This is a genomic window from Pleomorphomonas sp. T1.2MG-36 (genome assembly GCF_950100655.1).
Taxonomy (GTDB): Bacteria; Pseudomonadota; Alphaproteobacteria; order Rhizobiales; family Pleomorphomonadaceae; genus Pleomorphomonas.
Map to the genome: position 1 here is coordinate 71,702 of NZ_CATNLY010000053.1, position 24,181 is coordinate 95,882.

Here is a 24,181-nt window from a genome sequence, read left to right on the forward strand (position 1 = left end):
GCCGCCCCGGGGGACGGCCGCCGTTCGCACGATCTCGCGATCGTCAGATATCGTCGTCCTCGTCGGACTTCGGACCGGAGAGGGCGTTAAGCTTGGCGAACACCGCATCGGCGTCGAGCTCCTCCTCGTCGTCGCGCGACGGGGCACGGAAACCGGACAGCGCGTCGGGTGACGTGGTCTCTTCGACCGGAAGCAGCGTCTGCGTCAGCACCTTCTCCGGCGACACCTTGCCCGCCTTCTCGACCTCCATGTCCAGCTCGATCTGCGAGCAGAGGCCGAGCGTGACCGGATCGGCCGGCGTCAGGTTGGCGGAGTTCCAGTGCGTGCGGTCGCGGATCTGGGCGATCGTCGTCTTGGTCGTGCCGACGAGGCGCATGATCTGCGCGTCCTTGAGCTCGGGATGGTTGCGCACCAGCCAGAGGATGGCATTCGGCCGATCCTGGCGGCGCGACACCGGCGTGTAGCGCGGCCCCCGGCGCTTGGCCTCGGGCACGCGAACCTTGGGGTCGAGCAGCTTCAGGCGGATCGAACCATCCCTCTCGGCCCTCTCGATATCGTCACGGCTGAGCTGGCCGGTCAGGATCGGATCGAGACCCTTGATGCCCTGGGCCGCTTCGCCGTCGGCGATGGCCTTGACCTCGAGGGCGTGCAGCTTGCAGAAGGCGGCGATCTGGTCGAACGACAGAGCCGTGTTCTCGACCAGCCAGACGGCGGTTGCCTTGGGCATCAACGGGGTCGACATCGATAAATCCTCTTCGCTGGTCCACCGGCTCTCGCCGACGGCCCTCCGTCTCGTATCACGATGACTGGGGAATGCGATCTATATACAGACTGCGCCACTGTTCCGCAATCGAGCTAAGCCGGAAAATCCGGGTTTTGGCCGAAGGTCAGCACGATCTTGCCGATGTGGTCGGCTTCGAGGCGGGCATGGGCCTCCGCGGCCCGTTCGGCCGGCAACACCGCGTCGATCACCGGCGCCACACTGCCGGCGGCAAGAAGCGGCCACACCCTGTCGCGAAGCGAAGCGGCGATCCCGGCCTTGAAGGCAGGCTCGCGCGGCCTCAGCGTCGAGCCGGTGTGGACGAGCCGCTTCTGCATCAGCATGGCGAAGTTAGCCGAAGCCTTCGCGCCGCCGAGAAAGGCGATCTGCACGATGCGGCCGTCGACGGCGGCGAGCTCATAGTTGCGGTCGACGTAATCGCCGCCCACCATGTCGAGGATGACGTCGACGCCCCGCCCGTCCGTCGCCGCCTTCAGCACGGCGACGAAGTTCTCGTCGCGATAGTTGACGGCGATCTCGGCGCCAAGCCGGCGGCAGGCCTCGCATTTGTCGGCGCTGCCGGCGGTGGCGAAGACGCGCGCCCCGAAGGCGCGGGCGAGCTGGATCGCCGTAGTGCCGATGCCGGACGTGCCGCCATGGACGAGAAAGCTCTCGCCGGCCAGGAGCCGCCCGCGATCGAACACATTGGACCAGACCGTGAAGAAGGTCTCCGGCAAGGCGGCCGACCGCACCGCGTCGAAGCCGACCGGCCATGGCAGGCAGCTGCCGGCCGGCGCAGCGCAATATTCGGCATAGCCACCGCCGGCCACCAGCGCCGTCACCTTGTCCCCGATGGAGACGCCCCGCGCCTCGGCGCCAACCGCCGCGATAGTGCCAGCAACCTCGAGGCCGGGAATGTCGGATGCACCGGGCGGAGGCGGATAGACGCCTTGCCGCTGCAGCGCATCCGGCCGGTTGACGCCGGCCGCCTCGACGGCGATCAGCACGCCGTCGGCGGGCAACGCCGGCAGGGGACGTCGCACCGGCTTCAGCACCTCCGGCCCGCCGGGGCGGGAAATCTCGATCGCCAGCATGTCGGACGGCAGAGCGGCCATGTCTTCGGTCTCCTTGAAACGCGGACGGCGAAGCCTCCCGCCGCCCCTCGGCCGGCAATCGTCCGGACGAGGCCAGTTGCCCTCTCGGATGGGCTAGAGATGCTTCCGCATGATCGAGAACGGTTCGCCATGCATGTCGAAGGTCTCGACCGCTTCCCACCCTGCCCTTGCATAGAGCCCCACGGCACCAGCAGTGTACAGGGAAAGACGCGGGATGCGCGAGGCATGGGCCAGCGATTCCAGTTCGGCAATCAAACGCAGGCCGTGCCCCTGTCCGCGATGCGCAGGATCGACGTAAAGGCCCGCCAGCCATGGATTGAGCTCCGGCCTTCCCTCAAGATCGTCGAGGCAGAGCGCCACCATGCCGATGGGCTGCTGCCCGTCGAGCAGCACCAGCACCGTGGGCATCAGACCGGGGCCTCGCGCGCTTTCGGCCTCGAAAGCGAGAGTATCTTCCAGGGAAACGCCATCGGCCTCGAAGAAAGCCTGCCACCGCCACGTGCCGGTGATCTGTGCGAGATCGGGACGATCCCGGGTCGTGACGATGGTCAAGTCCATCCGTGTCTCCGATCGCAAGGCAGCCTCTGGTGGCGCCGCCGACGCCTTGTCCTGTTCGAGACCCGTTCTATCCTGCCTCGCCGCCTATGGTCCACTGAGCCGACTTGACACGCCGGTCGGGCGAGCCTTCACTTCCCTGTGCCATAACGAGGAGGGTTCAGATGACCATCGATGACGATCGGCCAGAGACGCCACCGCCCGCCCACGTGGTCGGCCAGGACCTGTCGCGCCTTTCGGTGGCCGAGCTCCGCGCCCGCGTCGGCCTGTTGCACGCCGAGATCGCCCGGATCGAGGAAGCCCTGCGCCTCAAGGACGATGTCCGTAGCGCCGCCGACTCCCTCTTCAAGTTCTGAGGCGGATGGCTAACGGAATCCATCGAAAAATATTCATTGTTAAGGACACGTTTACCAGTTTCGTTTATCAAGAACTTGATCCGTATGGTTGGATCACGAGTGGCTCCTGTCACTCTTTTGACGCCTCCCTGTTCAACTTAGGAAGGGCCGCCCCTGGCGGCCTTCTTTTTTTGTCCGGCCTTTCTCGCCGTGGGATCGACGCTCCGCCAACTCCCGCTTTTCGGCCGATTCCCGACACCCTAGGATTTGTCGAGACTCGCTCCCCGCTTTGCGTTAACCTTTCATTCATGTTCGAGCCGGGCCTTGCCGTTCCTGGCATGCCGGTTGCGACCTTGACCGCAAAGTCGGACGACTGTTCCGGAAGGGGATTCAGGTCACCCTTTTGGGGATTGCGGGGAAGAGTGGCGGCAGCCGCCAGCTTTTTCTTTGCGACGGCGCTTTCGCGGTCCAACTCATGGGCGTGAAACCGGCCGGGCCAATCGTCCGAGCGTCTGGTGCAGAGGTGGCGTGATGAGTGATTTTACCGGCAAGTCCCATTCCGGCACGGAGGCCATCGCCTTCGGTGCGCGTGCGCTCAATTCGGAGCTGTTCCGTGAGCTGTTCCGCGAGGGCATGGCGCTCGTCGAGGAAACGGCGAGCTATCTCGACGGTGACGGCCGTATCGAGAGCCGCAATCTCAGCCGAGCCGCCACGCTCTCCTACTCCACCGAATCGATGCGCCTCACGACTCGTCTGATGCAGATCGCCTCGTGGCTGCTGATGCAGCGTGCCGTCAACGAGGGCGAGATGTCACCCGAGCAGGCCCGCAGCGAGAAGAACAAGGTTCGCCTCGACTTCCAGCCGCCGGTCATGTCCGGCCCGCTGTGGAGCGAGCTGCCGGCGGCCCTCCGCTCGATCATCGAGCGGACCGACCGTCTGCACGGCCGCATCGTCCACATGGACAAGGCCATCTACGTCGCCGCCGAGCCAGCCGCCAACCTCGTCGCCCGCGACCTCGACCGCCTCGCCAGCGCCTTCGGCGCCCGCCGCATCGACAACTGATCGCGATCGGCAGATCGTCGGCGCGTCCCGCGCCGACCCCATCCGTCTTGCGGCCGTTCCTACAGCGCGTACGGCGAATTCTGGTTCGCCAACGTGCTCTATCTCTTTGTTTTTACGCAACTCCGGATGCAAACCCGGTTCCCACTTTTGCTGGAGTTGCTCTAGTTCAAAACAAAAACCCCGGCGAGCAGCACTCGCCGGGGTTTTTCATGTTCGTCCTGCCGTCCAACCTTACTTGGTGGAGAACAGGCCACCGAACTTGGAATTGAAGCGCGACAGGCGGCCACCGCGGTCCATCAGCTGCTGCTGACCACCGGTCCAGGCCGGATGCACCTTCGGGTCGATGTCGAGGTTGAGCGTCGCATTCTTGGCGCCGTAGCACGAGCGGGTGATGAACTCGGTGCCATCGGTCATGACGACCTTGATGTCGTGATAGTCGGGATGAATGCCCTGCTTCATCTTATCGATCCTTTCGGGCGTCGCAAGGACGCGATCATTGACGCCGGCCTTGTCGGGGCGCCCGGTGTTGGGTATCGGCCGCGCGGCGGCTCATCAGAGGAACGAGCCGCCCCGAGGATGCCTCGAGCGGCTCGTTTCCGGTCCACCGCATGGCCCGGTCGGGCGCCTCTATAGCGCAAAGGCTCGGCGCGGACAAGCGTCGAGGAGGCGCGCCAGCGCTTTTCGCGCCGGTCCGCGCCGCTTTCTGTCAACCGGCCTCGACGACGGCCGGCACCTGCTCGCGGGCTTGCGCCTTGACGGCCTCCTGCACCTTCTCGAAGGCGCGCACCTCGATCTGGCGCACGCGCTCGCGGCTGACGCCGAACTCGGTGGAGAGATCTTCCAGCGTCATCGGATCCTCGGCCAGACGCCGTGCCTCGAAGATGCGGCGCTCGCGCTCGTTGAGCACGCCCAGCGCCCGCTTCAGCATGGCGCGGCGCTGGTCGAGCTCTTCCGTCTCGGCCATCACCGTTTCCTGGTTGTCGCGGTCGTCGACCAGCCAGTCCTGCCACTCGCCGCTCTCGCTGTCGGAGCGCAGCGGCGAATTGAGCGACGCATCGCCGGAGAGACGGCGGTTCATCGACACGACGTCTTCCTCGGTCACGCCGAGCTTGGTGGCGATCGCCTCGACCTGGTCGGGCTTGAGATCGCCGTCGCCGAGCGCCTGGAGCTGGCTCTTGGCCTTGCGAAGGTTGAAGAACAGCCGCTTCTGGTTGGCCGTCGTGCCCATCTTGACCAGCGACCACGAGCGCAGGATGTACTCCTGGATCGCCGCCTTGATCCACCACATCGCATAGGTCGCAAGGCGGAAGCCCTTGTCGGGCTCGAAGCGCTTGACCGCCTGCATCAGGCCGACGTTGCCCTCGGAAATGACCTCGCCGATCGGCAACCCGTAGCCGCGATAGCCCATGGCGATCTTGGCGACGAGGCGCAGATGCGAGGTGACGAGCTTCTGGGCGGCGTCGCGGTCGCCGTAGTCCGCGTAGCGCTTGGCCAGCATGTATTCTTCCTGCGGCTCAAGCATCGGAAAGCGACGGATCTCGTCGAGATAGCGGCTGAGACCGCCCTCTCCCGCGGCGATCATCGGCAATGTGGTTCGGGCCATCGAGCACCCCCCTTTTCGTTTATTGGACCGCTCCCGGACGGACACGGCAACCCCTCGGCGCCTTACCAAGCAAGCGCGCCGAAAGCCGAATATAGGAACAATCCCGGCAATTTCATGGGGAAACTGCTGAAAAAGCCTAAAGTTCCCCGAACGCCTCCACGAGGGCAGACATGTCCGGCGGCAGTTCGCTGGTAAAACGCAGCAACTCTCCGGTCACCGGATGTTCGAAGGCGATCAGGAAGGCATGCAGCGCCTGACGCGGAAAGGCCCGGACCACCGCCCCCACCGCTTCGGGAAGCCGGTTGGCCTTGGTCAGGAAGTGAGCGCCATAAACCGCATCGCCGATGAGCGGATGGCCGGCCGCCGTCAGATGCACGCGGATCTGATGCGTCCGCCCCGTCTCCAGATGGCATTCGACGAGCGAGGCGATCGCGCCCCGCCCCGACTCGGCTGGAAACCGTTCCGCCACCTCATAGTGAGTGATGGCCTCCTTGCCGCCGCCGCCCTTCACGATGGCCATCTTGGTACGGTCGGACGACGAGCGGCCGAGCGGCGCGTCGATGGTGCCGCGAAACGGCTCGGGGCTGCCCCAGACGAGCGCCAGATAGCCGCGCTCCAGCGGGCCGGTGCGGCCGTGGTCCGCGAACTGGGCGGCAAGGCCGGCATGCGACCGATCGGTCTTTGCCACCACCATCAGGCCGGTAGTGTCCTTGTCGAGCCGGTGCACGATGCCCGGCCGGCGGACGCCGCCGATCCCCGACAGGCTGTCGCCGCAATGGGCGATCAGCGCATTGACCAGCGTGCCGGTCCAGTTGCCGGCCGCCGGATGCACCACGAGGCCGGCCGGCTTGTCGATGACGATCAGTTCGTCGTCCTCGTAGACGACCTCGAGCGGGATGTCCTCGCCCTGCGGCTCGGCATCCTCGGCCGGCGGCACCACAACGGTGAGCGCGAGGTTGCCGGCGATCTTGCGGGAGGCGTCGGTGATGACGGTCCCGTCGACGGCCACCGCGCCCGCTTCGATCAGCGCCTTGAGGCGGGATCGGCTGATATCGGGGAACGCCTCGGCGACCAGCTTGTCGAACCGCGTCTTCGCGGCCGCCTCCACGGTGGCCGTCCGCGCCTCGCCGGCCTCGTCTTCCAAGGCGATATCGTCCTCATCCGCCATCGTTACCTCTTGGGCACCCACCCGAAAAGCCGGGAGACTTTTCGCAGAAGCGGATGCATGAAAACAACCAACCGGCAAAAGGCGCTTCGCGAGATCGCCGCTTGCTCCGGCGGCGCGTCGACAAACCGCGCCGGATTCGCTAAATGCGCCTATCGCAGAAATCCGCGCTGAAGGAAAGCATCATGGCAGGGCCGACCGACGACGAACGCGACGTACCGCTCGACCCGGCCATTGCCCGGGTGCAGGCCCGCCTCAGGACCATGATGCTGATCGCCGGGGGCACGCTGGGCATCGGCCTGATCGCCGTGTTCATCGCCATCGCCTTCCGCGTCGCCAAAAGCGGCGAGGACGCACCGCCGGCCGGCACGCCGTTCCAGACACTGGTCGAGGTGGCGACGCCCGGCACCGTCGTCGCCACCGATGTCGACGGCGACCGCCTGTCGCTGACCATTGACGGCCCCGAGGGCAAGGTGATCGAGATCCACCACCTGCCGTCCGGCAAGCTGATCGGCCGCGCCGTCCTCCTGTCGAAGTGAGCTCGGTCACCGCTTGACGGCGGCCGGCGGCGCCCCATCTGGATCCCGAGGCAACGTCCTCTCTCACTCCACCGGGTGAGCTCCAAGTCCGGGACGGCCCGGCCCTACCGAAAGGAGGGCCGTCATGGCCTGGATCTATCTTCTCATCGCCGGACTGCTGGAAGTCGTGTGGGCCTACGGCATGAAGCTGTCGGCCGGCTTCACCCAGATCGGCGCCAGCGTCGTCACCATCGTCGCCATGCTCATGAGCTTCGGCCTGCTCGCCATCGCCATGAAGTCGCTGCCACTCGGCACCGCTTACACGGTATGGACCGGCATCGGCGCCGTCGGCAGTTTCGCAATAGGCATCGTCGTGCTCGGCGAAGCGGTGACCGCGACGCGGCTCCTCGCAGCGGCGCTGATTCTCGCCGGCCTCGTGCTGATGAAGCTATCGAGCCCGGCCTGAAGCATCATCCGACCGGAGTGAAACGAGGATCGCCAAGACGATGCTCCACACACGAAAGCTTGGAGCGCCGATCTGACTCAATCAGATCGAACGGCGCTCCAAAGTCATTCTGGCAACGGTGGGAGCCGGTTGGTGCCGGGGACTTCCGCTTAGCAAAACGGCGCCACCCATGAGGCGGCGCCGTTTTGCAAGTCACTGACCCCAGGCGGCGAACGCGTCGGCGAAGGCCTTCTCGCCGGGCGCGCCCTTCTCGAAGGTGAGAATGGCGCGGCGGCGGTTGCCGTAGCGGATCGGAATGTCGATCCACGGCCGGTCCTTCAGCAGCAGGATGTTGCGGGCGACGTCCTGCTCCAGGCCGGACAGCGCCAGCCAGAACAAGCTGTCGGACACCTTGGCGACGGCACCGGCGATGGTGTCGCCACGCGCTTCCTCGGTCTGCTTGGCGATCATGCCGGGCGCGGCGTCGATGAACTTGCCGGCGAACGACGGCGGCACGTCAAACGACAGTTCGACGATATGGCTGGCCGGCAGCGCCTGATCGTCGTTCTTGTGGATCGACAGGCGCATCTTGAGACCGAGCTCGGGCACGTCGATGTCGCCACGAATCTGCGGCACAGGCTTGTCACCCGGCAAGGCCGGTTCGTTGACGAAGGACCAGACCACCGAACCGTCGAGCTTGGTGCCGGGCGAACCGGGGATGGGCTCTTCGTAGAGAATGGCCTTCTGGGCAACGCCGATCGCCTGGCTCGCCGGAGCGGAGGACGGCGCACTCGCCTGAGCGGCGGGAGCCGCGAGCGTGGGGCCGGTCTCGGGCACGGCCGCCGCGGGGGCAGACGTCGTCGGAGCCATGGCCGTCGCCGTGCCCGGCGGTGGCGGCAGATCGGGATCGACGGCCGCTGGCGCGGCGACGGCTTCGGTCTGGACCGACACAGCGTCGGGCGCGATGGGAGCCGCCGGCGCCTCGCCCTCGGCCGGCAGGCGGTCGAGTATCTTCGGCGACAGGCCGTCGTCGCCGGGCGTCGCGGCGCTCGTCTGGGTTTGCGGTTCGCCGGTGAACAGGTCGGCCAGAGCTCCGCGGAAGGTGTAGGCCAGCGTGGCGAAGAGCCCCACCAGCACCACGACCAGGAAGCCGATCAACAGCATGCGCACGCGGCGGCCGGTGCTGGCCCCGTCGTCGGGCCACGGCAACGTCGCCGCTTCGCGCTGCGGCTGCAACCGTTCGGCCTCGAGCTTGTCTCCTGCGCCGCCGACGGACGAATCCTGGCGCAAGCCGGCCGAGCGGACGCCGCCGAGATCAGGCTCGATCCGTTCGCCCACGACCGGCTCGTCGACTTCATCGACCTCGCTCATGGCGTGGCGCGCTGCGCGCACCGCGGTGGAGGACGCCTCGCCGAGCGAATCGGCCTGCTTGAGCGTGCGGGACAGCGCGCTGACGCCGACGCCGATGCGCGGCTCGCCATGCTCGTCGGGCAGGCGGGCGTTCGGCAAGCGGGGGCGCTCGGTCGGCAGGCTGACCGGCGCCCGATCCGGCATCCGATCCTGGGGCGCGGCCCGGGCCGGCGCGCCACCGCGAGTCGCCAGCGGCTCGATATGATGGAAGGGGTTCATCTCCGGCTGAGCGAGCGGCTCGATGTGCCGGAAGGGATTCATCTCCGGCTCGGCGAGCGAGGTCAGCCCGCTCCGGCGCGGTGCCGGCTCTTCGCGTTTCACCTCGGCGCGCGGCGCCGGCTCGCTGCGGGGGGGAGCCTCCTGCGGTGGCGCGACCTTGGGAGCGGCGGGCGCGGCCGGGGGAGGCGGCGCGGCTGGTGCCGGGGTATGAGAATCGGCGCTGGCCGGAGCATCGTCCGGAACACCGGCGACCTCGGCCTCGACCCGACGGATGCAATCCTCGAGCGCCACGCGCTGGTCGGCGATCTCGGTCGGCGACAGCGGCGGGTTATAGGAACTCAGCTGGCGGAGAAGGGCGACACGAGCTTTCTCGTAGACGGCGCGCCGCGCCTCGCCCGAGCCCGACGGCAGCGAGGAAATGGCACGCTTCAATACGGGATAGTAGTCGGCCATGTACCGCATCTCTCGGCTTGGCGCCCCGCCTCATGGCGGAGCGCTGTTTCGATAGGACACCCGGCGGCCAGCCTTGCGACGGCGGCCGGGCTTTTTTGCGGCGGGAGAGCCGGCAAAACGTGGTGAATCACTTAATCCTGAAACGGATCACGCACAAGAATCGTGTCGAGACGATCAGGACTGGTCGACAGCATGGCCACGGGTGCGCCGATCAACTCCTCGATATGACGCACATACTTGATCGCCTGTGCCGGAAGCTCGGCCCAGGAGCGGGCGCCGGCGGTCGATTCCTTCCAGCCTTCCATGGTCTCGTAGATCGGCTTCACCCGTGCCTGATCTTCCTGGTTGGCAGGCAGATAGTCGAGCGTGCGACCGTCGATCTCGTAGCCGATGCAAACCTTGATCTCGTCGAGGCCGTCGAGAACGTCGAGCTTGGTCAGCGCGATGCCGTTGATGCCCGAGGTGACCACCGTCTGGCGCACCAGCACGGCATCGAACCAGCCGCAGCGGCGCTTGCGCCCCGTCACCGTGCCGAACTCGCGGCCGCGCTCGCCGAGGAAGTCGCCAACCTCGTCGAACAGCTCGGTCGGGAACGGACCGGAGCCGACGCGCGTCGTGTAGGCCTTGGTGATGCCGAGCACGTAGTCGAGCGCCCCCGGCCCCATGCCGGAACCGGCGGCGGCCTGACCGGCCATGGTGTTGGAGCCGGTGACGAAGGGATAGGTGCCGTGGTCGTTGTCGAGCAGGGCGCCCTGCGCGCCCTCGAACAGGATGCGGGAGCCGGCCTTGCGCTTCTCGTCGAGCAGACGCCAGGTGACGTCCATGTAGGGCAGGATGAAGTCGGCCACCGCCATCAGCTCGTCGCGAACGGTCTCGGGCGCGATCTCCGCATGGCCGAGGCCGCGGCGCAGCGGATTGTGGTGGGCGAGCAACCGCTCGATGCGATTGTTCAGCGTCTCGGGATGGGCGAGATCGACGAGTCGGATGGCGCGGCGGCCGACCTTGTCCTCATAGGCGGGGCCGATGCCACGCTTGGTGGTGCCGATGCGCGTGGTCGGCGAGGCGGCGTTCTCGCGCAGCTCGTCGAGCTCCTGATGGATGGACAGGATCAGCGTGGCGTTCTCGGCGATGCGCAGGTTGTCCGGGCTGATCTTGACGCCCTGCTCGCGGATGCGCGTCACCTCGTTGACGAAAGCGCGCGGATCGACGACGACGCCGTTGCCGATAATGGAGAGCTTGCCCGGGCGGGCGACGCCGGAGGGCAGCAGCGACAGCTTGTAGGAAACGCCGTCGATCACCAGCGTGTGGCCGGCATTATGACCGCCCTGGAAGCGGACGACCACGTCGGCACGCTCGGACAGCCAGTCGACGATTTTGCCCTTGCCTTCGTCTCCCCACTGGGAGCCGACCACCACTACGTTCGCCATTGAAAAGGTCCCGTCGTTCAAGTTTCAGACCTTTCCGCGCCATGCCACCGACGGCAGCACGCACACGGAAAGCCCCGATACCATGGGCACCGGGGCTTGACCGACTATAGCGACGCCCGCCCCCCAATGAAAGCCGCGATGTCGGAAATCTGCCATTTGTCCAGCTTCAGGCGTACCGGATCGCGTCAAAGAGGCGTGCGGATGGCAGCCGGACGCTCTAGGAAGAAGCCGACAAAGTGCTTTGACGAGAGGTGTTTCGTGGCTGATGACGGTCTCTGGTCGCGCCTTTACGGCCGGCCCTACCTGCTGCTCGTGCTGTCGCCGCTGTTCTGGGCCGGCAACACTGTGGCGAGCCGTCTCGCCGTCGGGGAAGTGTCGCCGATGGCGCTGACCACCTACCGCTGGTCGGGCGTGTTGCTGCTGCTCGTCCTGTTCGCCCGCCGCTCCGTCCTCGCCGAATGGCCGGCGATGAAGACGCGCCTTCCCTACATGCTGGCGATGGGCGCGCTGGGTTTCACGATCTTCAACGCCTTCTACTACATCGCCGCCCATTTCACCTCGGCGGTCAACATCGGCATCATCCAGGGCGCCCTGCCCGGCCTCGTCTTCGTCTTCGCCTACCTGATCGTCGGCACGCGGGCCGCCGCGGGCCAGCTTGCCGGCATGGCGACGACGCTCGTCGGCGTCGGCGTCATCGCGATCAAGGGCGATCTCAACACCCTCGCCTCGCTCGACTTCAACGCCGGCGACCTGATGATGCTCGGCGCCTGCGTCGTCTACGCCCTCTACACCGTGCTGCTGCCGCGCCGGCCGAAGATCACCGGCCTGTCCTTCTTCGCCGGACTCTCCGTCGCCGCCCTGCTCACCTCGCTGCCCTTCCTCGCCGCCGAGATCGCCATGGGGCAATACGTGGCGCCGACGGCCTTCGGCTGGGGGCTGGTGGCCTATTGCGCCGTCTTCCCTTCGGTGGTGTCGCAGATCTTCTTCGTACGCGGCGTCGAACTGGTCGGCCCCGGCCGAGCGGGTGTCTTCATCAACCTCATTCCGGTGTTCGGCTCGATCCTCGCGGTTCTTGTGCTGGGCGAGAGCTTCCGTCTCTATCACGCGGCGGCGCTGGCGCTGGTGCTGGGCGGCATATTCTGGGCGGAATGGAGCAAGCGCGGCGAGACGGCGTAAGCCGCAGCCGTCACCGGCGCACCCGGTCCTTACTGACGCAAAGTCAGGGTGGCGGTGACTTTGCTGTCGGTATAGTCGCCACCCGACTCGCTCGACCGGACGATCTTGTGCTCGCCGTCGAGACCGAGCTCCACCGAGCGGTTGAGCTTGTAGCCGACGCCAGCCTTCAGCGCCGTCGTGGTCACGTTTCGGTCGATGCCGACATAGTCCTCCAGCGTCAGCTCGCCGCCGGCCACCACGAAGGCGTTGGGCGCCAGCGCATAGGTGACGGTGCCTCCGGCGATCCGCTTTAGGACGCCCGACGCGCCGGCCGTGGACGTCGGCTCGAAGCTGGTGGTGGCCGTCGCCGTCAAGCGCAGAAGCTCGCTGGCGTCCCAGGAGAGCGAGGCCGAGCCGATGAGACCGGAGATGTCGTCGAGGTCGTCGTCCTTGAGCCATTCGTAGCCATAGCCGAGGGCGACTTCGCCGGTCAGGTCCTCTTGCGCCACGGTAACGCCGATCTTCGCCTCGCCCCCCATGCCGCTGCGACTGAGGCCGTCGCCCGCCGCCGGCCGATCGAAACCGCGACCGAAAGCGCCGACTTCCACGAAGGGCTGCAAGACCGCGCCACTGTCGTGCGACAGGCGCAGCGACAGGGACAATGCCGTGTTGTCGAGCGTCGTGTCGGTCTCGTTGACCGTCCTGTCGATGCCGAGCCCCGTCTTGAGACCGATCAGACCGCCGAACCGTTCGTAGCCGAGCGAACCGGAGAAGGTGTTTTCCTTGCCGCTCCCCGAGACGTCGTCGCGCAAGGTCCAGCCGGCCGCCGCGGTGAGGCGATCGGCCCCGGTGACGTCAAAACGGCCGGCGATGCGCGCGTCCCCCTCCGGCAGCTTTTCGTCGATGCCGGAAAGCGACCGGCGAAACGCGCCGCCGACGCGCAGGTCCACGCTGTTGCTATCCCAGTCCGAACGGGCGGCAAGCTCGCCCGTCGAGCGGAAAAAGGTCTCATTACCCTGCGTCGAATGATGACGAGCGCCGATGCCGGTCGACGAGGTGGCATTCACCACGAAACTGCCGAGCCGGAGCCCCAGCGGCTCGTACTCGGCGCGGGCATCGGCCTCGCGGGTGACGGCCGGCAGGCTCGGCGCCACCGCCGGCAGCTTCGCCGACTGGCTGGGCGGCACGGGGCGAACGACGGCCCGGAGCTCGACCGACGGCAGGCTGGCCCGCAGCGGGGGAATGACGAAATCGGGGTCGTTGGACTTGCTGGGCTCGGCCGGGTCTGTGTTATCGAGCGAAGGATCGGCGGCCGTATCGACGGTCTTTGCAGGCAACGCGCCCTTCAGCGCCGGCACGGCGTCCATGTCGTCCGCGTCTTGAGCAAGGGCGGGTACGGCGAGGAGAACCGACGCCATCGCCAGAGCCCGAAAGGTCTGCCGCCGATGCACGCCTCGCCTCCGTCGCCGCGCCAACCGCCCCGAGCGGTATCCAGTGTTGACGAAAGGTAAAGGGAATTGGTTAACGACTCGTTAGGCGCCTGCGGGACGGCATGCGCGCCTCAGTCGGACGGCACCGGCTCCACCAGGAAACGGCCGTCGCGATGGCCCGTTATGCGCACCCGCGCACCCACCGGGAGGTCGGGCCCATCGGCCCGCCAGACGGTGTCGTCGAGCCGGATATGACCGGAGCCACCCTCGATCGCCCGGTCGACCACGGCGAAGCGGCCGACCTGCCGGCCAAGCCGGTCGTTGGCGAAGCCGTCGCTTTCCTTGGACGCCCGGCCATAGAAGCGACGACCGATGAGCACCGCCACCGCCGACAGCACGACGAACAGCACCAGCTCCACCTGCCAGCTCATCGCGACGGCGAGCGCCAGGAGGCCGACGACCAGCGCCGCCGCGCCGAACCAGATGAAGAAGGTGCCGGGAACCACCACCTCGATGCCGGCGAGCAGAAGCGACAGCACCAGCCAGGACCACGGGCCGAGAGAGGCGATCAGTCCTTCGATGAGCCCCATGATGTCGCGCCCCTCAGCCGCCGACCGGCGGCACGGCTCCGCGCCGACGCGGCGTTGCATCCTGCGGACCATTGCCACCGAAGGCCGCGCGGGCCAGCTCAGCGATACCGCCAAGCGAACCGATCAGCGCCGAAGCCTCGACCGGCAGCATCAGGATCTTCTGGTTGGGCGACTGGGCGAACAGGCCGAGCGCCTGCGTGTACTTGTCGGCGACGAAGTAGTTGAGAGCTTGCACATCGCCCTTGGCCACCGCCTCGGACACCATCGACGTGGCCTTGGCCTCGGCCTCGGCGAGACGTTCGCGCGCCTCGGCGTCGCGGAAGGCGGCTTCGCGCCGCCCCTCGGCCTGAAGCACCTGCGCCTGCTTCTCGCCTTCGGCCTTCAGGATGGCCGACTGGCGCAAGCCCTCGGCTTCAAGGATCTGGGCACGCTTTTCGCGCTCGGCCTTCATCTGTCGAGCCATGGACGCGACGAGGTCGGCCGGCGGATTGATGTCCTTGATCTCCACGCGGGTGATCTTGACGCCCCAGGCCTCGGTTGCCGCGTCGACCACATGCAGCAGGCGGGCGTTGATCTCGTCGCGGTTGGAGAGAAGGTTGTCGAGGTCCATCGAACCCATCACCGTGCGGATGTTGGTCATGGTGATGTTGAGAATGGCCATCTGCAGGTTGGAGACCTCATACGCCGCGCGGGCGGCGTCGAGCACCTGATAGAAGGCGACGCCGTCGACCGTGCAGGTGGCGTTGTCGCGGGTGATGATCTCCTGGCTCGGCACGTCCAGCACCTGCTCCATGCGGTTGAGCTTGGCGCCGATGCGGTCGAAGAACGGGATGATCAGGTTGAGGCCCGGTTGGAGCGTCCGCGTGTAGCGACCGAAGCGCTCGACCGTCCAGTTGTAGCCCTGCGGCACCTGCTTGATGCCGGCGAACAGGACGACGATTGCAAACAGCACCAGTGCGATGATCGCGATATCACCGCCGCTCAAGAACACGTCCATGACAGCCCTCCCGGAAAACACCAAGCAAGTCTAGGCATTTCCGAGAAGGATATCAAATGGCACACCGAACGGACGGACATATTGAAGCCGCGTGAGCGGCTTCCGGCGCCGAGCGGCGACCGCGCGGGAAGCGCGAAAGCCGAGGACCGGAGGCCTGCCGGCACTTGAGGCGGGGAAAGGCGGCCGTCATCGACGATCGCCGCGTCAGGCCGCAACCGTCGCGTGTTCGACGGGCGCGAGACGGCCGGTCGGCCGGAGCACGCCCGAGGCGCTCGCGAGCGCGCCGGGAACAAGCTCCAGACCGAGAAAACGGCTCCGCTCGAAGGGACCGGGCATGGCAAGCCGGTCCATGCCGCGCATCGAGAAGCCGAACCGCCGGTAGTAGGGCTCGTCGCCCACCAGAACGACGGCGCCATGACCGAGCGTCCGCGCCCGGTCGATGGCAAGACGCATCAGCGCGGCGCCGATGCCGGCGCCACGGCACTCGTCGTCGACGGCAAGCGGGCCGAGCAAAAGGAGCGGCGTCCGGTCGGCCGCCGCTTCCCACAGGCGCACGCTGCCGACGAGACGGTCATCGTCCCGGGCAACGAGCGCCAGCCCCTCGGAGGGCAGACGCCCCGAGCGAATTTTCTCCGAGGATTTGCGGAAGCGGCCGGGCCCGAAGGCACGGTCGAGCAGCGTCTCGCGGGCGAATACGTCACCCGCCTGTTCATTGGTGTAGGCGATCATCGAGGCAACCCCGTCCCCCGCCGCAACCGGCGGGGCGATGAAGTCACAAAGGGAACCGGTCGGAGGCTGCCGCCCGGAGCGAGTTCAGATGATGTACGACCTGAGCGGCGAGAACCCGTTGAAGGCCACCGCCGAATAGGTCGTCGTGTAGGCGCCGGTTCCTTCGATCAGCACTTCGTCGCCGATCTCCAGGCTGATGGGCAGCTCGTAGGGCGTCTTCTCGTAGAGCACGTCGGCGCTGTCGCAGGTCGGGCCGGCCAGCACGCAGGGCGCCGTGGCGGCACCGTCGTGGCGGGTGCGGATCGGGTAGCGAATCGCCTCTTCCATCGTCTCGGCGAGACCGCCGAACTTGCCGATGTCGAGATAGACCCAGCGCTGCTCGTCGTCGCGATGCTTCTTAGAGATCAGCACCACTTCCGCCTTGATCATGCCGGCGCCGCCAACCATGCCGCGGCCCGGCTCGATGATCGTCTCGGGCACGTGGTTGCCGAAGTGACGGCGCACCGCCTCGTCGATCGAGCGGCCGTAGGCCTCCGTTGCCGGAACGTCCTTGAGATAGCGGGTGGGGAAACCGCCGCCGAGATTGACCATCTTGAGCTGGATGCCGCGCTCGGCCAGCTCGCCGAAGATGGCGGCCGCCGAAGAGAGCGCGCCGTCCCAGGCGTCGAGGTTGGCCTGCTGCGAGCCGACGTGGAAGGAGATGCCATAGGCGGTGAGCCCGGCCCGGTGGGCGTGCTCGAGCACCTCGGCCGCCATCGACGGATCACAACCGAACTTGCGGCTCAGCGGCCACTCGGCGCCGGCGCCGTCGCAGAGGATGCGGCAGAACACACGGGCGCGAGCCTTGCCGGTCGCGGCAGCCTGACGGGCGACCTTGTCGACCTCGGCCTCGCAGTCGACGGCGAACAGGTCGACGCCGAGCTCCAGGGCGCGAGCGACGTCGCGCTCCTTCTTGATGGTGTTGCCGAAGGAGATGCGGTCGGCCGTGGCGCCGGTGGCCAGCACCATCTCGATTTCCGGAATCGAGGCGCAGTCGAAGGACGAACCGAGATCGGCGAGCAGCTGCAGCACTTCCGGCGCCGGATTGGCCTTCACCGCATAATAGATACGGGTGTCGGGCAGCGCATGGCGGAAGGCTTTGAAATTGTCGCGGACGACATCGAGGTCGACCACCAGGCAGGGGCCTTCGGGTCGTCGGTTGGCAAGGAAGTCAAGAATGCGCGCGGTCATGGCCGTGGAACTCCGTCGTCCAAACTCTACTTCGAGGATGAGCACCCACCCTCCGCGACCGGTGTGGACCCGGCACGCGCGAGCAAATGCATCCTCATCGTCTCCCGTTTCCGGAAGACGGCGGATATCGGTATGACCTTGAAACCTCAGCGCTGCGGCGAAGATGCGCCGTGCGGTCGAGACTCTTGGTCGTGCAGCCTTTGATTGGACGGATTGCTCCAGTCCGCACGTCCGGCAAGGAAGTAGTGCCTCTTCAGTAACGCCTGCGTTTGGAGCGCAGGCAGAGACCAAAAAAGCCCTCTACGTCGTTGCTTTAAGTCGCGTCCGCCGCTTGAGAAGCAGCTTAGACCCGGTTTAACTCCGGTCACCGGTTGCCCTCGCCGGAACCGCCGTTAGCGGCCCTAGCGAAACCGGCACGCAACCACAGGCACGTGCGAAATTGGGCAAGGACGCATGTACTCTGCGTCGCCCCCTTCTGCAAGACCCTGCACTTCGAAAATCCGTTTGTGACGACAATTTCATGTGGTGTGCCCCTGCGGCGACACCTCGGCCGAAGGCCGTCTGGAGGCTCCCGCCCTCATCGCGGCCGACAAGTGCAAAAGGCGCTGCCTAAGCGGCATTAGTTCAGCCGGAAGAATTCGATTGTCCACTCACGGGAAACTATACGTAAAAGAGCAGAAAATCGCATGATTCTGCGATGGAGACCCGATTTTTCATATTGACGGAACTCGTTGAATTCAGGTCATTAGAGTTAATGGGGCGCGACTGCCGGTAAGCCGATTGCTTGGGCTGTCATATGGTCGGCCCTAAAGCGCTTTCGGCAGCGCGCAGACGTTCCGGAGGCCACGGAACCGGTCCGCGCGATCTCGTCGAAAGACGGACATGTCCTCAAACTGGCGGCGGATAATGGATACTTTCACTCGCATGCGTACTTTCGTGGAGGTCGTCGAAGCAGGCGGCTTCTCCGCGGCGGCGCGGAAGCTCGGCCGATCCAAGGCCTTGATTTCAAAATACGTCAAGGAACTCGAGGACGAACTTGGCGCCCGTCTCATGAACCGCACGACGCGGCGCCTTTCCCTGACCGAGCTGGGTCAGGCCTACTTCCGCGATGCCGGCGAAATCCTTCAGCGCGTCGACGATCTTCAGGACATGGTGAGAGAACGCCACGGCGAGCCCACAGGCCTCCTGCGCGTCGCCGCCCCGCGCACCTTCGGCGATTCGATGCTGGGCAAGGCGATCATGGATTTCGTGGCGGCCAACCCCGCCATCCGCCTCGACCTCCGGCTGGACGACCGCTTCGTCGACCTGATCGACGAGGGCTTCGACTGCGCCATTCGCGTCAGCGAACTCTCCGATTCCAGCCTGATCGCCCGCAAGCTCGCCGACTATCGCTTTGCGACCGTGGTCCGCCCCGATATCGCCGAGCTGCACGGCCTTCCCGCCACCCCCGACGACCTGACGCGCCTCCCCTGCATCATCGATTCCAACCTGCGCAACCGCTTCAACTGGCGTTTCCTCGTCGATGGCGTCCGCCAGACGGTGCCGGTATCCGGTCGCGTCGAGGTGAACTCGCCATCGGCGGTCCGCCTCGCGGTGCTGGCCGGCCTCGGCTTCGGCTCGGTGCCCTACAAGATGGTGGAGGACGACATCGAAGCCGGCCGTCTCAAGATCGTCCTCTCCGATTTCGAGCTGGGCGCGGCCAACATCTACGTCGTCTATCCGCATCGCCGGCATCTCTCCGCCAAGATTCGCGCCTTCGTCGACTTCATGGCCGACTGGTTCCAGAAAAACGGCGACGAATGCAGCGGTGGCCCGACGAGCCCGGCAGAAGAGGCGGAAGAGCCGGGTTGACATCGTACCGCCTTGTTTGGCAGCGATGTCTCGCCGGAGGCGCCGCCCCGTCGCCGCCATCGCCACGGATGCCGCACTTGATCAAGAGGACGATTGCCTTCGCCGCAGCGCTCGTCGGCGTCTTCGCCGCCGTGCCGGCGGTTGCCCACCCTCACGTCTGGGTCGACGCCAAGGCCGAGGTGGTATTCGACGACAAGGGTGAGATCACCGCCATCCGCAACATCTGGCGATTTGACGACGCCTATTCGGCCTTTGCCAGCCAGGGCCTCGACACCAACGGCGACGGCAAGCTCAGCGTCGACGAACTGAAGCCGTTGGCCGACATCAACGTCGAGTCGCTGAAGGACTATGCCTACTTCACCTTTGTCACGGCCGCCGACGGCACGGACGTCGACTTCGACAAGCCGACCGAATACTGGCTACAGGATAACGGCGGTCGCCTCATCCTGTTCTTCACGCTGCCGACCAAGGCGCCGGTCAAGGCGGCCGGATCGATCCGGCTGGAGATCTACGACCCCACCTTCTTCGTCGCCTTTCGCATGATCGACGACAAGGACGGGCCGGTCGTCCTCGACGCCGCACCCCAGGCCTGCACCACGAAGACCTTCCGTCCGCCCGACATGGACCCGGCCGCCGCCGCCGCCCTGGCCGCGGTGCCGGCCGACCAGCGCGACCTGCCGCCGGCCTTGCAGCTCCTGACAGAGGGCCAGACCAACGGGGCCGACATCACATGTCCCTGACCGTCCGCCGCCTCGGCCTCGTCGCCGTCCTGCTCCTCGCCGCGACACCGGTTCTCGCCTCGAACGGGCCGTTCGGCGTCGGCCTGCCGGAACCCGCCGCCACGGGCGGTGGTCTCCTTCCGGGCCTGTTCCGCACCATCGCCGTTTGGCAGGCGGGATTTTATCGCGAGCTCACGGCGACGCTGACCGCCATGAAGGCCAACGGCAATGCCGGGTTCTGGCTGATGGCGCTGTCGTTTCTCTACGGCGTGCTGCATGCGGCGGGCCCGGGGCATGGCAAGGCGGTCATCTCCACCTACGTCCTCGCCAACAGGGAAACGGCCAGGAACGGCGCCATCCTCGCCTTCGTCTCGGCGCTTGCCCAGGCCGTCACGGCCGTGGTCATGGTGCTGGTCGCCGCCGTCCTGCTCGGCGCCACCTCCATTGCCATGACCCGCGCGGCCGCCCTGCTCGAGACCGGCTCCTTCGCGCTGATCGTCTGCCTCGGCCTGTGGCTGGTGTGGCGCAAGATCGCCCGCCCGTTTCTCCGGTGGTCTGCCGAGCGCTACGCGCCCGTCATGGTGACGGTGGGCGGCACGCCAGCCCTGATGACCGCCAGCTTCGGCATCGCCGCCCATGACGGCTGCGATCACGAGCACCGGTTCGGGCTGAAGCCGGCCCGCCCATCTCCCGGCCATGTCCATGACGATGGCTGCGGCCACGTCCACGCGCCGTCGCCGGAGATGGCCTCCGGCCGTCTCGACTGGAAGAAGGCCTGGTCGGCGGTGGTGGCCGTCGGTCTGCGTCCCTGCACCGGCGCGCTGATCGTGCTGGTCTTCGCCCTCAGCCAGGGCTTGCTGCTCGCCGGCATCGCGTCCGCCTTCACCATGGCGCTCGGCACCGGTCTCACCGTCGCCCTCTTGACGCTCGCAGCCGTCACGACACGAGGGCTCGCCGTCCGCATCGCCGCCGCCGGAGGTGGCGAGGCGGCCCATCGTCTGCACACCGTCGTCGAAGCCGCCGCCGCCGTGGCGGTACTGCTGTTCGGCCTGCTGATGTTCGGCGCCTCGCTCTGGGGCTGACCTACCTCACATTCATCATCGCTTGGCGGCAGCGGCGGAAATGGCAGCGCCGAATGCCTGGAGAATGGCCTTCGACGGGCCATCGGTCGTCGCCCAATATTCGGGGTGCCACTGGACGCCCAGGGTGAAGCCGGCCGCCCCCTTCACCGACACCGCCTCGATGGTGCCGTCCGGCGCCGTCGCTTCGACGGCGAGCCGATCGGACAGGCGCGCCACCGCCTGCCGGTGCAGCGAGTTGACCTGGATCTCTGGGTCGACGATGCGGCCGAGACAGCCGCCGGCGGCGATGGTCACGCCGTGGCGGATGGCGAACTTGCCGTCCATGTCGGCGACGTCCGGATGGCGGTGGTCCATGCGGTCAGGCAGATCCTGCGCATCCGAGGCTAGCGTGCCGCCCAGCGCCACGTTGAGTTCCTGCAACCCGCGACAGATGCAGAGCAGCGGAATGCCCCGCTCGATGGTCCGCCGGATCAGCGGCAGGCTGGTGGCGTCGCGCACCTCGTCATAGGGGCCCATCGCCTCGGTGGCCGCCACGCCATAGTGGGAAGGGTGGACGTTGCTCTTCGATCCGGTCGCGACGACGCCGTCGACCCGGTCGAGAACGGCGTCGAGATCGAGGCGCGGCCCGAAAGCCGAGAGGATCAGCGGCATGCCGCCGGATACCGCGAGCACCGCCTCGAGATAGGTCGTCGGCGCGCAGTGCCAGGTGTAGCCGTCGAAATCACGGGAATCGGCGGTGAAGAGGACGACGGGAGTGGTCATGAGCGGATCCGAAGCGATGAGAACGCTCCCTTGTTAGCCGATCCGCCGGACAGGCGGGAAGATCATTCTTTGCGCGCGGAGGCCTTTTGGCGTCGCCACGACGATTTTGCGCAACTTTCGGAAAAGTTTGCAGGATTGGAGCATCACCTAATTGCGCAATGGCGGTTTTTCCGCTTCTAATGCCCGCCGTGCCGGCTCGGCCCGCTTGCGGATCGAGCCGCGCTTTCGAGTTTCAACGATGCCGCCGCGCACGCGGGGCCAGTGAATAAGGGGCAAGGGGAGGATCGCATGGATCGTCGTCAATTCATCAGGAAGGCCGGGCTCGTCTCCACCGGCGCCGCGGCCAGCGTGGGAACGCTCGCCATGCCGGCCATCGCGCAGTCCATGCCGGAGATCAAGTGGCGCCTTGCCTCCAGCTTCCCCAAGTCGACCGACGCCATCTTCGGATCGTCGGAGCTGTTCGCCAAGACCGTCTCCGAGGCGACCGACGGCAAGTTCCAGATCCAGGTTTTCCCGGCCGGCGAACTGGTTCCGGCGCTGCAGGTGCTCGACGCCGTCCAGAACGACACCGTCGAGATCACCCACACCGCGTCCTACTACTTCATCGGCAAGGACCTGACCTTCGCCATCGCCACCTCGCTGCCCTTCGGCCTCAACACGCGCCAGCAGCAGGCCTGGATTCTCCAGGGCGGCGGCCTCGACCTCTTCAACGACTTCCTCTCCAACTACAACGCGGTGATGCTGCTCGGCGGCAACACCGGCACGCAGATGGGCGGCTGGTTCCGTCACGAGATCAACACCGTTGCCGATCTCAATGGTCTGAAGTTCCGCGTCGGCGGCGTCGGCGGCAAGGTGCTGTCGTCCCTCGGCGTGGTACCGCAGCAGATCCCGGCGCCCGACATCTATCCGGCGCTCGAGAAGGGCACCATCGACGCCACCGAGTGGGTCGGCCCCTATGACGACGAGCGGCTCGGCCTCTACCAGGTGGCCAAGTACTACTATTACCCGAGCTTCTGGGAAGGCTCGTCGGCGCTGCAGTACATGATCAACAAGAAGAAGTGGGAAGAACTGCCGCAGGCCTACAAGGCCGTGCTGAAGGCCGCCGCCGCGCTCGCCAACGACGACATGACCGCTGCCTACGACGCCCGCAACTTCGCCGCCCTGAAGCGGCTGGTGGCGCAGGGCGTGCAGCTCCGTCCGTTCAGCCGCGAGATCCTCGACGCCGCCTATGACGCCGCCTTCAAGCTCTACGATGACGAAGCGGCGAAGAACCCGGCCTTCAAGAAGATCTACGAGCCGTGGAAGCAGTTCCGCGCCGAGAGCTACCAGTGGTTCCGCGTCGCCGAATACAACTTCGACTCTTACGTCTACTCGCAGCAGGCCGCCGGCAAGTAAGCCGACGCCTCGACGCGAACCGCCACGAGAACCGCCCGACCGTCATGGCCGGGCGGTTTTCATTTGATCAGCTGCCGAGCAGATCGGCCTCGGCGTGGCGGGCGAACGCCTGCCGCACGAGGCAGTCGATGACGAGACGCATCGGCGTGCCGCTCGCCGCCATCGCCAGCGGGTACATGCTGATGTCGGTGCAGCCGGGAATGGTGTTGATCTCGTTGACCACGAAGCGGCCATCGGCGCAGACAAAGAAGTCGACTCGGGCGCAACCGTCGCAGCCGGCAGCGCGGAAGGCGGCGGCGGCGGCCCGCCGCAGCTCTCGCTCGATGTCTTCCGGCAGGTCCGCCGGCACCATCAGCGCCGCGCCGTCCTTGTCGATATACTTGGCATCGTAGCTGTAGAAGCCGTGCTTTTCCGCCGGTGCGATCTCGCCTGGCCGCGACACGGTAAGCGCGCCGTCGTCATCCTCAAGCACGGCGCACTCGATCTCGCGGCCACGGATGAATTCCTCGGCGAGCAGCTTGCGATCATATTTGAAGCCCGTGGCCACCGCCGCCGCGTAGTCATCGGCGCTCGCCACCTTGCTGACGCCGACTGAAGACCCCTGCGACGCCGGCTTGACGAACAACGGCAGACCGAGTTCGCGGACGAGCGTCTCGAAGGCCGGGACATCGCCGCGATGGATCGTTGCCGACCGTGCGACCGGCAGGCCGGCGTCGCGCAGGAGGCGCTTGGCCACCTCCTTGTCGAGCGTCGCAGCCGAGCCGAGCGTGTCGCAGCCGACGAGTGGCAGGCGCGCCACGCGCGCAAGCCCCTGCAGCGAGCCGTCCTCACCGTTCTGACCATGGATGAGCGGATAGAGAAGGTCGATGGGTCGCACATCCGCGTCACCGCCGACAACGATCAGCCGGCCGCCGCCACCCGGCAGCAGCGCCAGTTGCGGCCCGCTTTCCGGACGAGCGAGCTTGCCTGCTTCCAACCTGCTGAGCCGCCACACGCCCTCACGGTCGACATAGATCGGCACGGCTTCGAAGTGATCGGGATCGATCGCCCCGATCACGTTCACGGCGGACATCACCGACACCTCGTGTTCGGTGGACCGGCCGCCGAACAGGACGGCGAGGCGAGGACGGCTCGACTTCATCTGTGTCACGAAAAACCCTCACGCACGGCGGCG

Annotated in this window: 24 protein-coding genes; 9 read left to right on the top strand and 15 right to left on the bottom strand. The window is 66.6% G+C overall.

From position 1 onward, the window contains the following. Window positions 1-43 precede the first annotated feature (43 nt). The 3 genes from QQZ18_RS23015 to QQZ18_RS23025 form a co-directional block, all read right to left on the bottom strand. Window positions 44-742, bottom strand: coding sequence for a DUF1013 domain-containing protein (locus tag QQZ18_RS23015; RefSeq protein ID WP_284543416.1), 699 nt, complete (start codon window positions 740-742; stop codon window positions 44-46). Between the two features lie 113 nt (window positions 743-855). Continuing rightward, window positions 856-1,875 (bottom strand): NAD(P)H-quinone oxidoreductase, encoded by a 1,020-nt coding sequence (locus QQZ18_RS23020; protein WP_284543417.1) that lies wholly within the window; start codon window positions 1,873-1,875, stop codon window positions 856-858. A 93-nt stretch (window positions 1,876-1,968) separates the two neighbouring features. Next, window positions 1,969-2,433, bottom strand: coding sequence for a GNAT family N-acetyltransferase (locus QQZ18_RS23025; RefSeq protein WP_284543419.1), 465 nt, complete (start codon window positions 2,431-2,433; stop codon window positions 1,969-1,971). 161 nt (window positions 2,434-2,594) lie between these two features. Between QQZ18_RS23025 and QQZ18_RS23030 the strand changes: the two genes are divergently transcribed. Together QQZ18_RS23030 and rcdA are read left to right on the top strand one after the other, a co-directional pair. Further along, entirely contained in the window at window positions 2,595-2,786 is a 192-nt protein-coding gene (locus QQZ18_RS23030) for a DUF1192 domain-containing protein (protein ID WP_284543421.1), read from the top strand. A 510-nt stretch (window positions 2,787-3,296) separates the two neighbouring features. Then, window positions 3,297-3,827, top strand: coding sequence for a protease adaptor protein RcdA (gene rcdA / locus QQZ18_RS23035; RefSeq protein WP_284543422.1), 531 nt, complete (start codon window positions 3,297-3,299; stop codon window positions 3,825-3,827). Between the two features lie 231 nt (window positions 3,828-4,058). On the opposite strand, the gene rpmE is transcribed toward rcdA, so the two are convergent. The 3 genes from rpmE to QQZ18_RS23050 all read right to left on the bottom strand — a co-directional run bounded on the left by rpmE (window position 4,059) and on the right by QQZ18_RS23050 (window position 6,598). Beyond that, on the bottom strand, window positions 4,059-4,286 hold the full coding sequence (gene rpmE, locus QQZ18_RS23040; protein WP_284543424.1) for a 50S ribosomal protein L31: 228 nt from the start codon (window positions 4,284-4,286) through the stop codon (window positions 4,059-4,061). Window positions 4,287-4,533: 247 nt separating this feature from the next. Further along, window positions 4,534-5,430 (bottom strand): RNA polymerase sigma factor RpoH, encoded by an 897-nt coding sequence (gene rpoH / locus QQZ18_RS23045; protein WP_284543426.1) that lies wholly within the window; start codon window positions 5,428-5,430, stop codon window positions 4,534-4,536. A 136-nt stretch (window positions 5,431-5,566) separates the two neighbouring features. Next, entirely contained in the window at window positions 5,567-6,598 is a 1,032-nt protein-coding gene (locus tag QQZ18_RS23050) for an RluA family pseudouridine synthase (RefSeq protein ID WP_284543428.1), read from the bottom strand. 182 nt (window positions 6,599-6,780) lie between these two features. Here QQZ18_RS23050 and QQZ18_RS23055 point away from each other — a divergent pair, with 182 nt between their 5' ends. Together QQZ18_RS23055 and QQZ18_RS23060 are read left to right on the top strand one after the other, a co-directional pair. Next, window positions 6,781-7,134 carry a hypothetical protein gene (locus tag QQZ18_RS23055; protein ID WP_284543430.1) on the top strand — a complete coding sequence of 118 codons (354 nt, stop codon included), beginning with the start codon at window positions 6,781-6,783 and terminating at the stop codon, window positions 7,132-7,134. Window positions 7,135-7,258: 124 nt separating this feature from the next. Beyond that, on the top strand, window positions 7,259-7,579 hold the full coding sequence (locus QQZ18_RS23060) for a DMT family transporter (protein ID WP_284543431.1): 321 nt from the start codon (window positions 7,259-7,261) through the stop codon (window positions 7,577-7,579). Between the two features lie 192 nt (window positions 7,580-7,771). Here QQZ18_RS23060 and QQZ18_RS23065 read toward each other — a convergent pair whose 3' ends face one another. Continuing rightward, entirely contained in the window at window positions 7,772-9,640 is a 1,869-nt protein-coding gene (locus QQZ18_RS23065) for a hypothetical protein (RefSeq protein ID WP_284543432.1), read from the bottom strand. A gap of 131 nt (window positions 9,641-9,771) precedes the next feature. Beyond that, complete coding sequence (locus tag QQZ18_RS23070) at window positions 9,772-11,067, bottom strand: adenylosuccinate synthase (protein ID WP_284543434.1); 1,296 nt, start codon at window positions 11,065-11,067, stop codon at window positions 9,772-9,774. A gap of 258 nt (window positions 11,068-11,325) precedes the next feature. Here QQZ18_RS23070 and QQZ18_RS23075 point away from each other — a divergent pair, with 258 nt between their 5' ends. Further along, window positions 11,326-12,243 carry a DMT family transporter gene (locus QQZ18_RS23075; RefSeq protein ID WP_284543435.1) on the top strand — a complete coding sequence of 306 codons (918 nt, stop codon included), beginning with the start codon at window positions 11,326-11,328 and terminating at the stop codon, window positions 12,241-12,243. A 29-nt stretch (window positions 12,244-12,272) separates the two neighbouring features. Here QQZ18_RS23075 and QQZ18_RS23080 read toward each other — a convergent pair whose 3' ends face one another. The 5 genes from QQZ18_RS23080 to QQZ18_RS23100 all read right to left on the bottom strand — a co-directional run bounded on the left by QQZ18_RS23080 (window position 12,273) and on the right by QQZ18_RS23100 (window position 17,198). Then, window positions 12,273-13,640: an outer membrane beta-barrel protein gene (locus QQZ18_RS23080; protein WP_284543436.1), complete on the bottom strand. Its 1,368-nt coding sequence runs from the start codon at window positions 13,638-13,640 to the stop codon at window positions 12,273-12,275. Between the two features lie 143 nt (window positions 13,641-13,783). After that, entirely contained in the window at window positions 13,784-14,242 is a 459-nt protein-coding gene (locus QQZ18_RS23085) for an NfeD family protein (RefSeq protein WP_284543438.1), read from the bottom strand. Window positions 14,243-14,255: 13 nt separating this feature from the next. Then, entirely contained in the window at window positions 14,256-15,227 is a 972-nt protein-coding gene (locus tag QQZ18_RS23090) for an SPFH domain-containing protein (RefSeq protein ID WP_284543492.1), read from the bottom strand. Window positions 15,228-15,443: 216 nt separating this feature from the next. Then, window positions 15,444-15,968 (bottom strand): GNAT family N-acetyltransferase, encoded by a 525-nt coding sequence (locus tag QQZ18_RS23095; protein ID WP_284543440.1) that lies wholly within the window; start codon window positions 15,966-15,968, stop codon window positions 15,444-15,446. A gap of 84 nt (window positions 15,969-16,052) precedes the next feature. Continuing rightward, on the bottom strand, window positions 16,053-17,198 hold the full coding sequence (locus QQZ18_RS23100; protein ID WP_284543442.1) for a type III PLP-dependent enzyme: 1,146 nt from the start codon (window positions 17,196-17,198) through the stop codon (window positions 16,053-16,055). Window positions 17,199-18,104: 906 nt separating this feature from the next. Between QQZ18_RS23100 and QQZ18_RS23105 the strand changes: the two genes are divergently transcribed. From QQZ18_RS23105 to QQZ18_RS23115, 3 genes are all read left to right on the top strand, one after another. Next, window positions 18,105-19,049 carry a LysR family transcriptional regulator gene (locus QQZ18_RS23105; RefSeq protein WP_284543444.1) on the top strand — a complete coding sequence of 315 codons (945 nt, stop codon included), beginning with the start codon at window positions 18,105-18,107 and terminating at the stop codon, window positions 19,047-19,049. Window positions 19,050-19,126: 77 nt separating this feature from the next. Beyond that, on the top strand, window positions 19,127-19,789 hold the full coding sequence (locus QQZ18_RS23110; protein ID WP_284543445.1) for a DUF1007 family protein: 663 nt from the start codon (window positions 19,127-19,129) through the stop codon (window positions 19,787-19,789). Beyond that, window positions 19,780-20,850 carry a nickel/cobalt transporter gene (locus QQZ18_RS23115; RefSeq protein ID WP_284543447.1) on the top strand — a complete coding sequence of 357 codons (1,071 nt, stop codon included), beginning with the start codon at window positions 19,780-19,782 and terminating at the stop codon, window positions 20,848-20,850. The genes QQZ18_RS23110 and QQZ18_RS23115 overlap by 10 nt, the downstream gene beginning before the upstream one ends. A 15-nt stretch (window positions 20,851-20,865) precedes the next feature. Here the strand turns inward: QQZ18_RS23115 and QQZ18_RS23120 are convergent, their stop codons facing one another. Continuing rightward, window positions 20,866-21,612 (bottom strand): gamma-glutamyl-gamma-aminobutyrate hydrolase family protein, encoded by a 747-nt coding sequence (locus QQZ18_RS23120; protein WP_284543448.1) that lies wholly within the window; start codon window positions 21,610-21,612, stop codon window positions 20,866-20,868. A 288-nt stretch (window positions 21,613-21,900) separates the two neighbouring features. Between QQZ18_RS23120 and QQZ18_RS23125 the strand changes: the two genes are divergently transcribed. After that, window positions 21,901-23,007: a TRAP transporter substrate-binding protein gene (locus QQZ18_RS23125; RefSeq protein WP_284543449.1), complete on the top strand. Its 1,107-nt coding sequence runs from the start codon at window positions 21,901-21,903 to the stop codon at window positions 23,005-23,007. Window positions 23,008-23,074: 67 nt separating this feature from the next. Here the strand turns inward: QQZ18_RS23125 and QQZ18_RS23130 are convergent, their stop codons facing one another. Continuing rightward, entirely contained in the window at window positions 23,075-24,148 is a 1,074-nt protein-coding gene (locus tag QQZ18_RS23130) for a D-alanine--D-alanine ligase family protein (protein WP_284543494.1), read from the bottom strand. Between the last annotated feature and the right edge of the window lie 33 nt (window positions 24,149-24,181).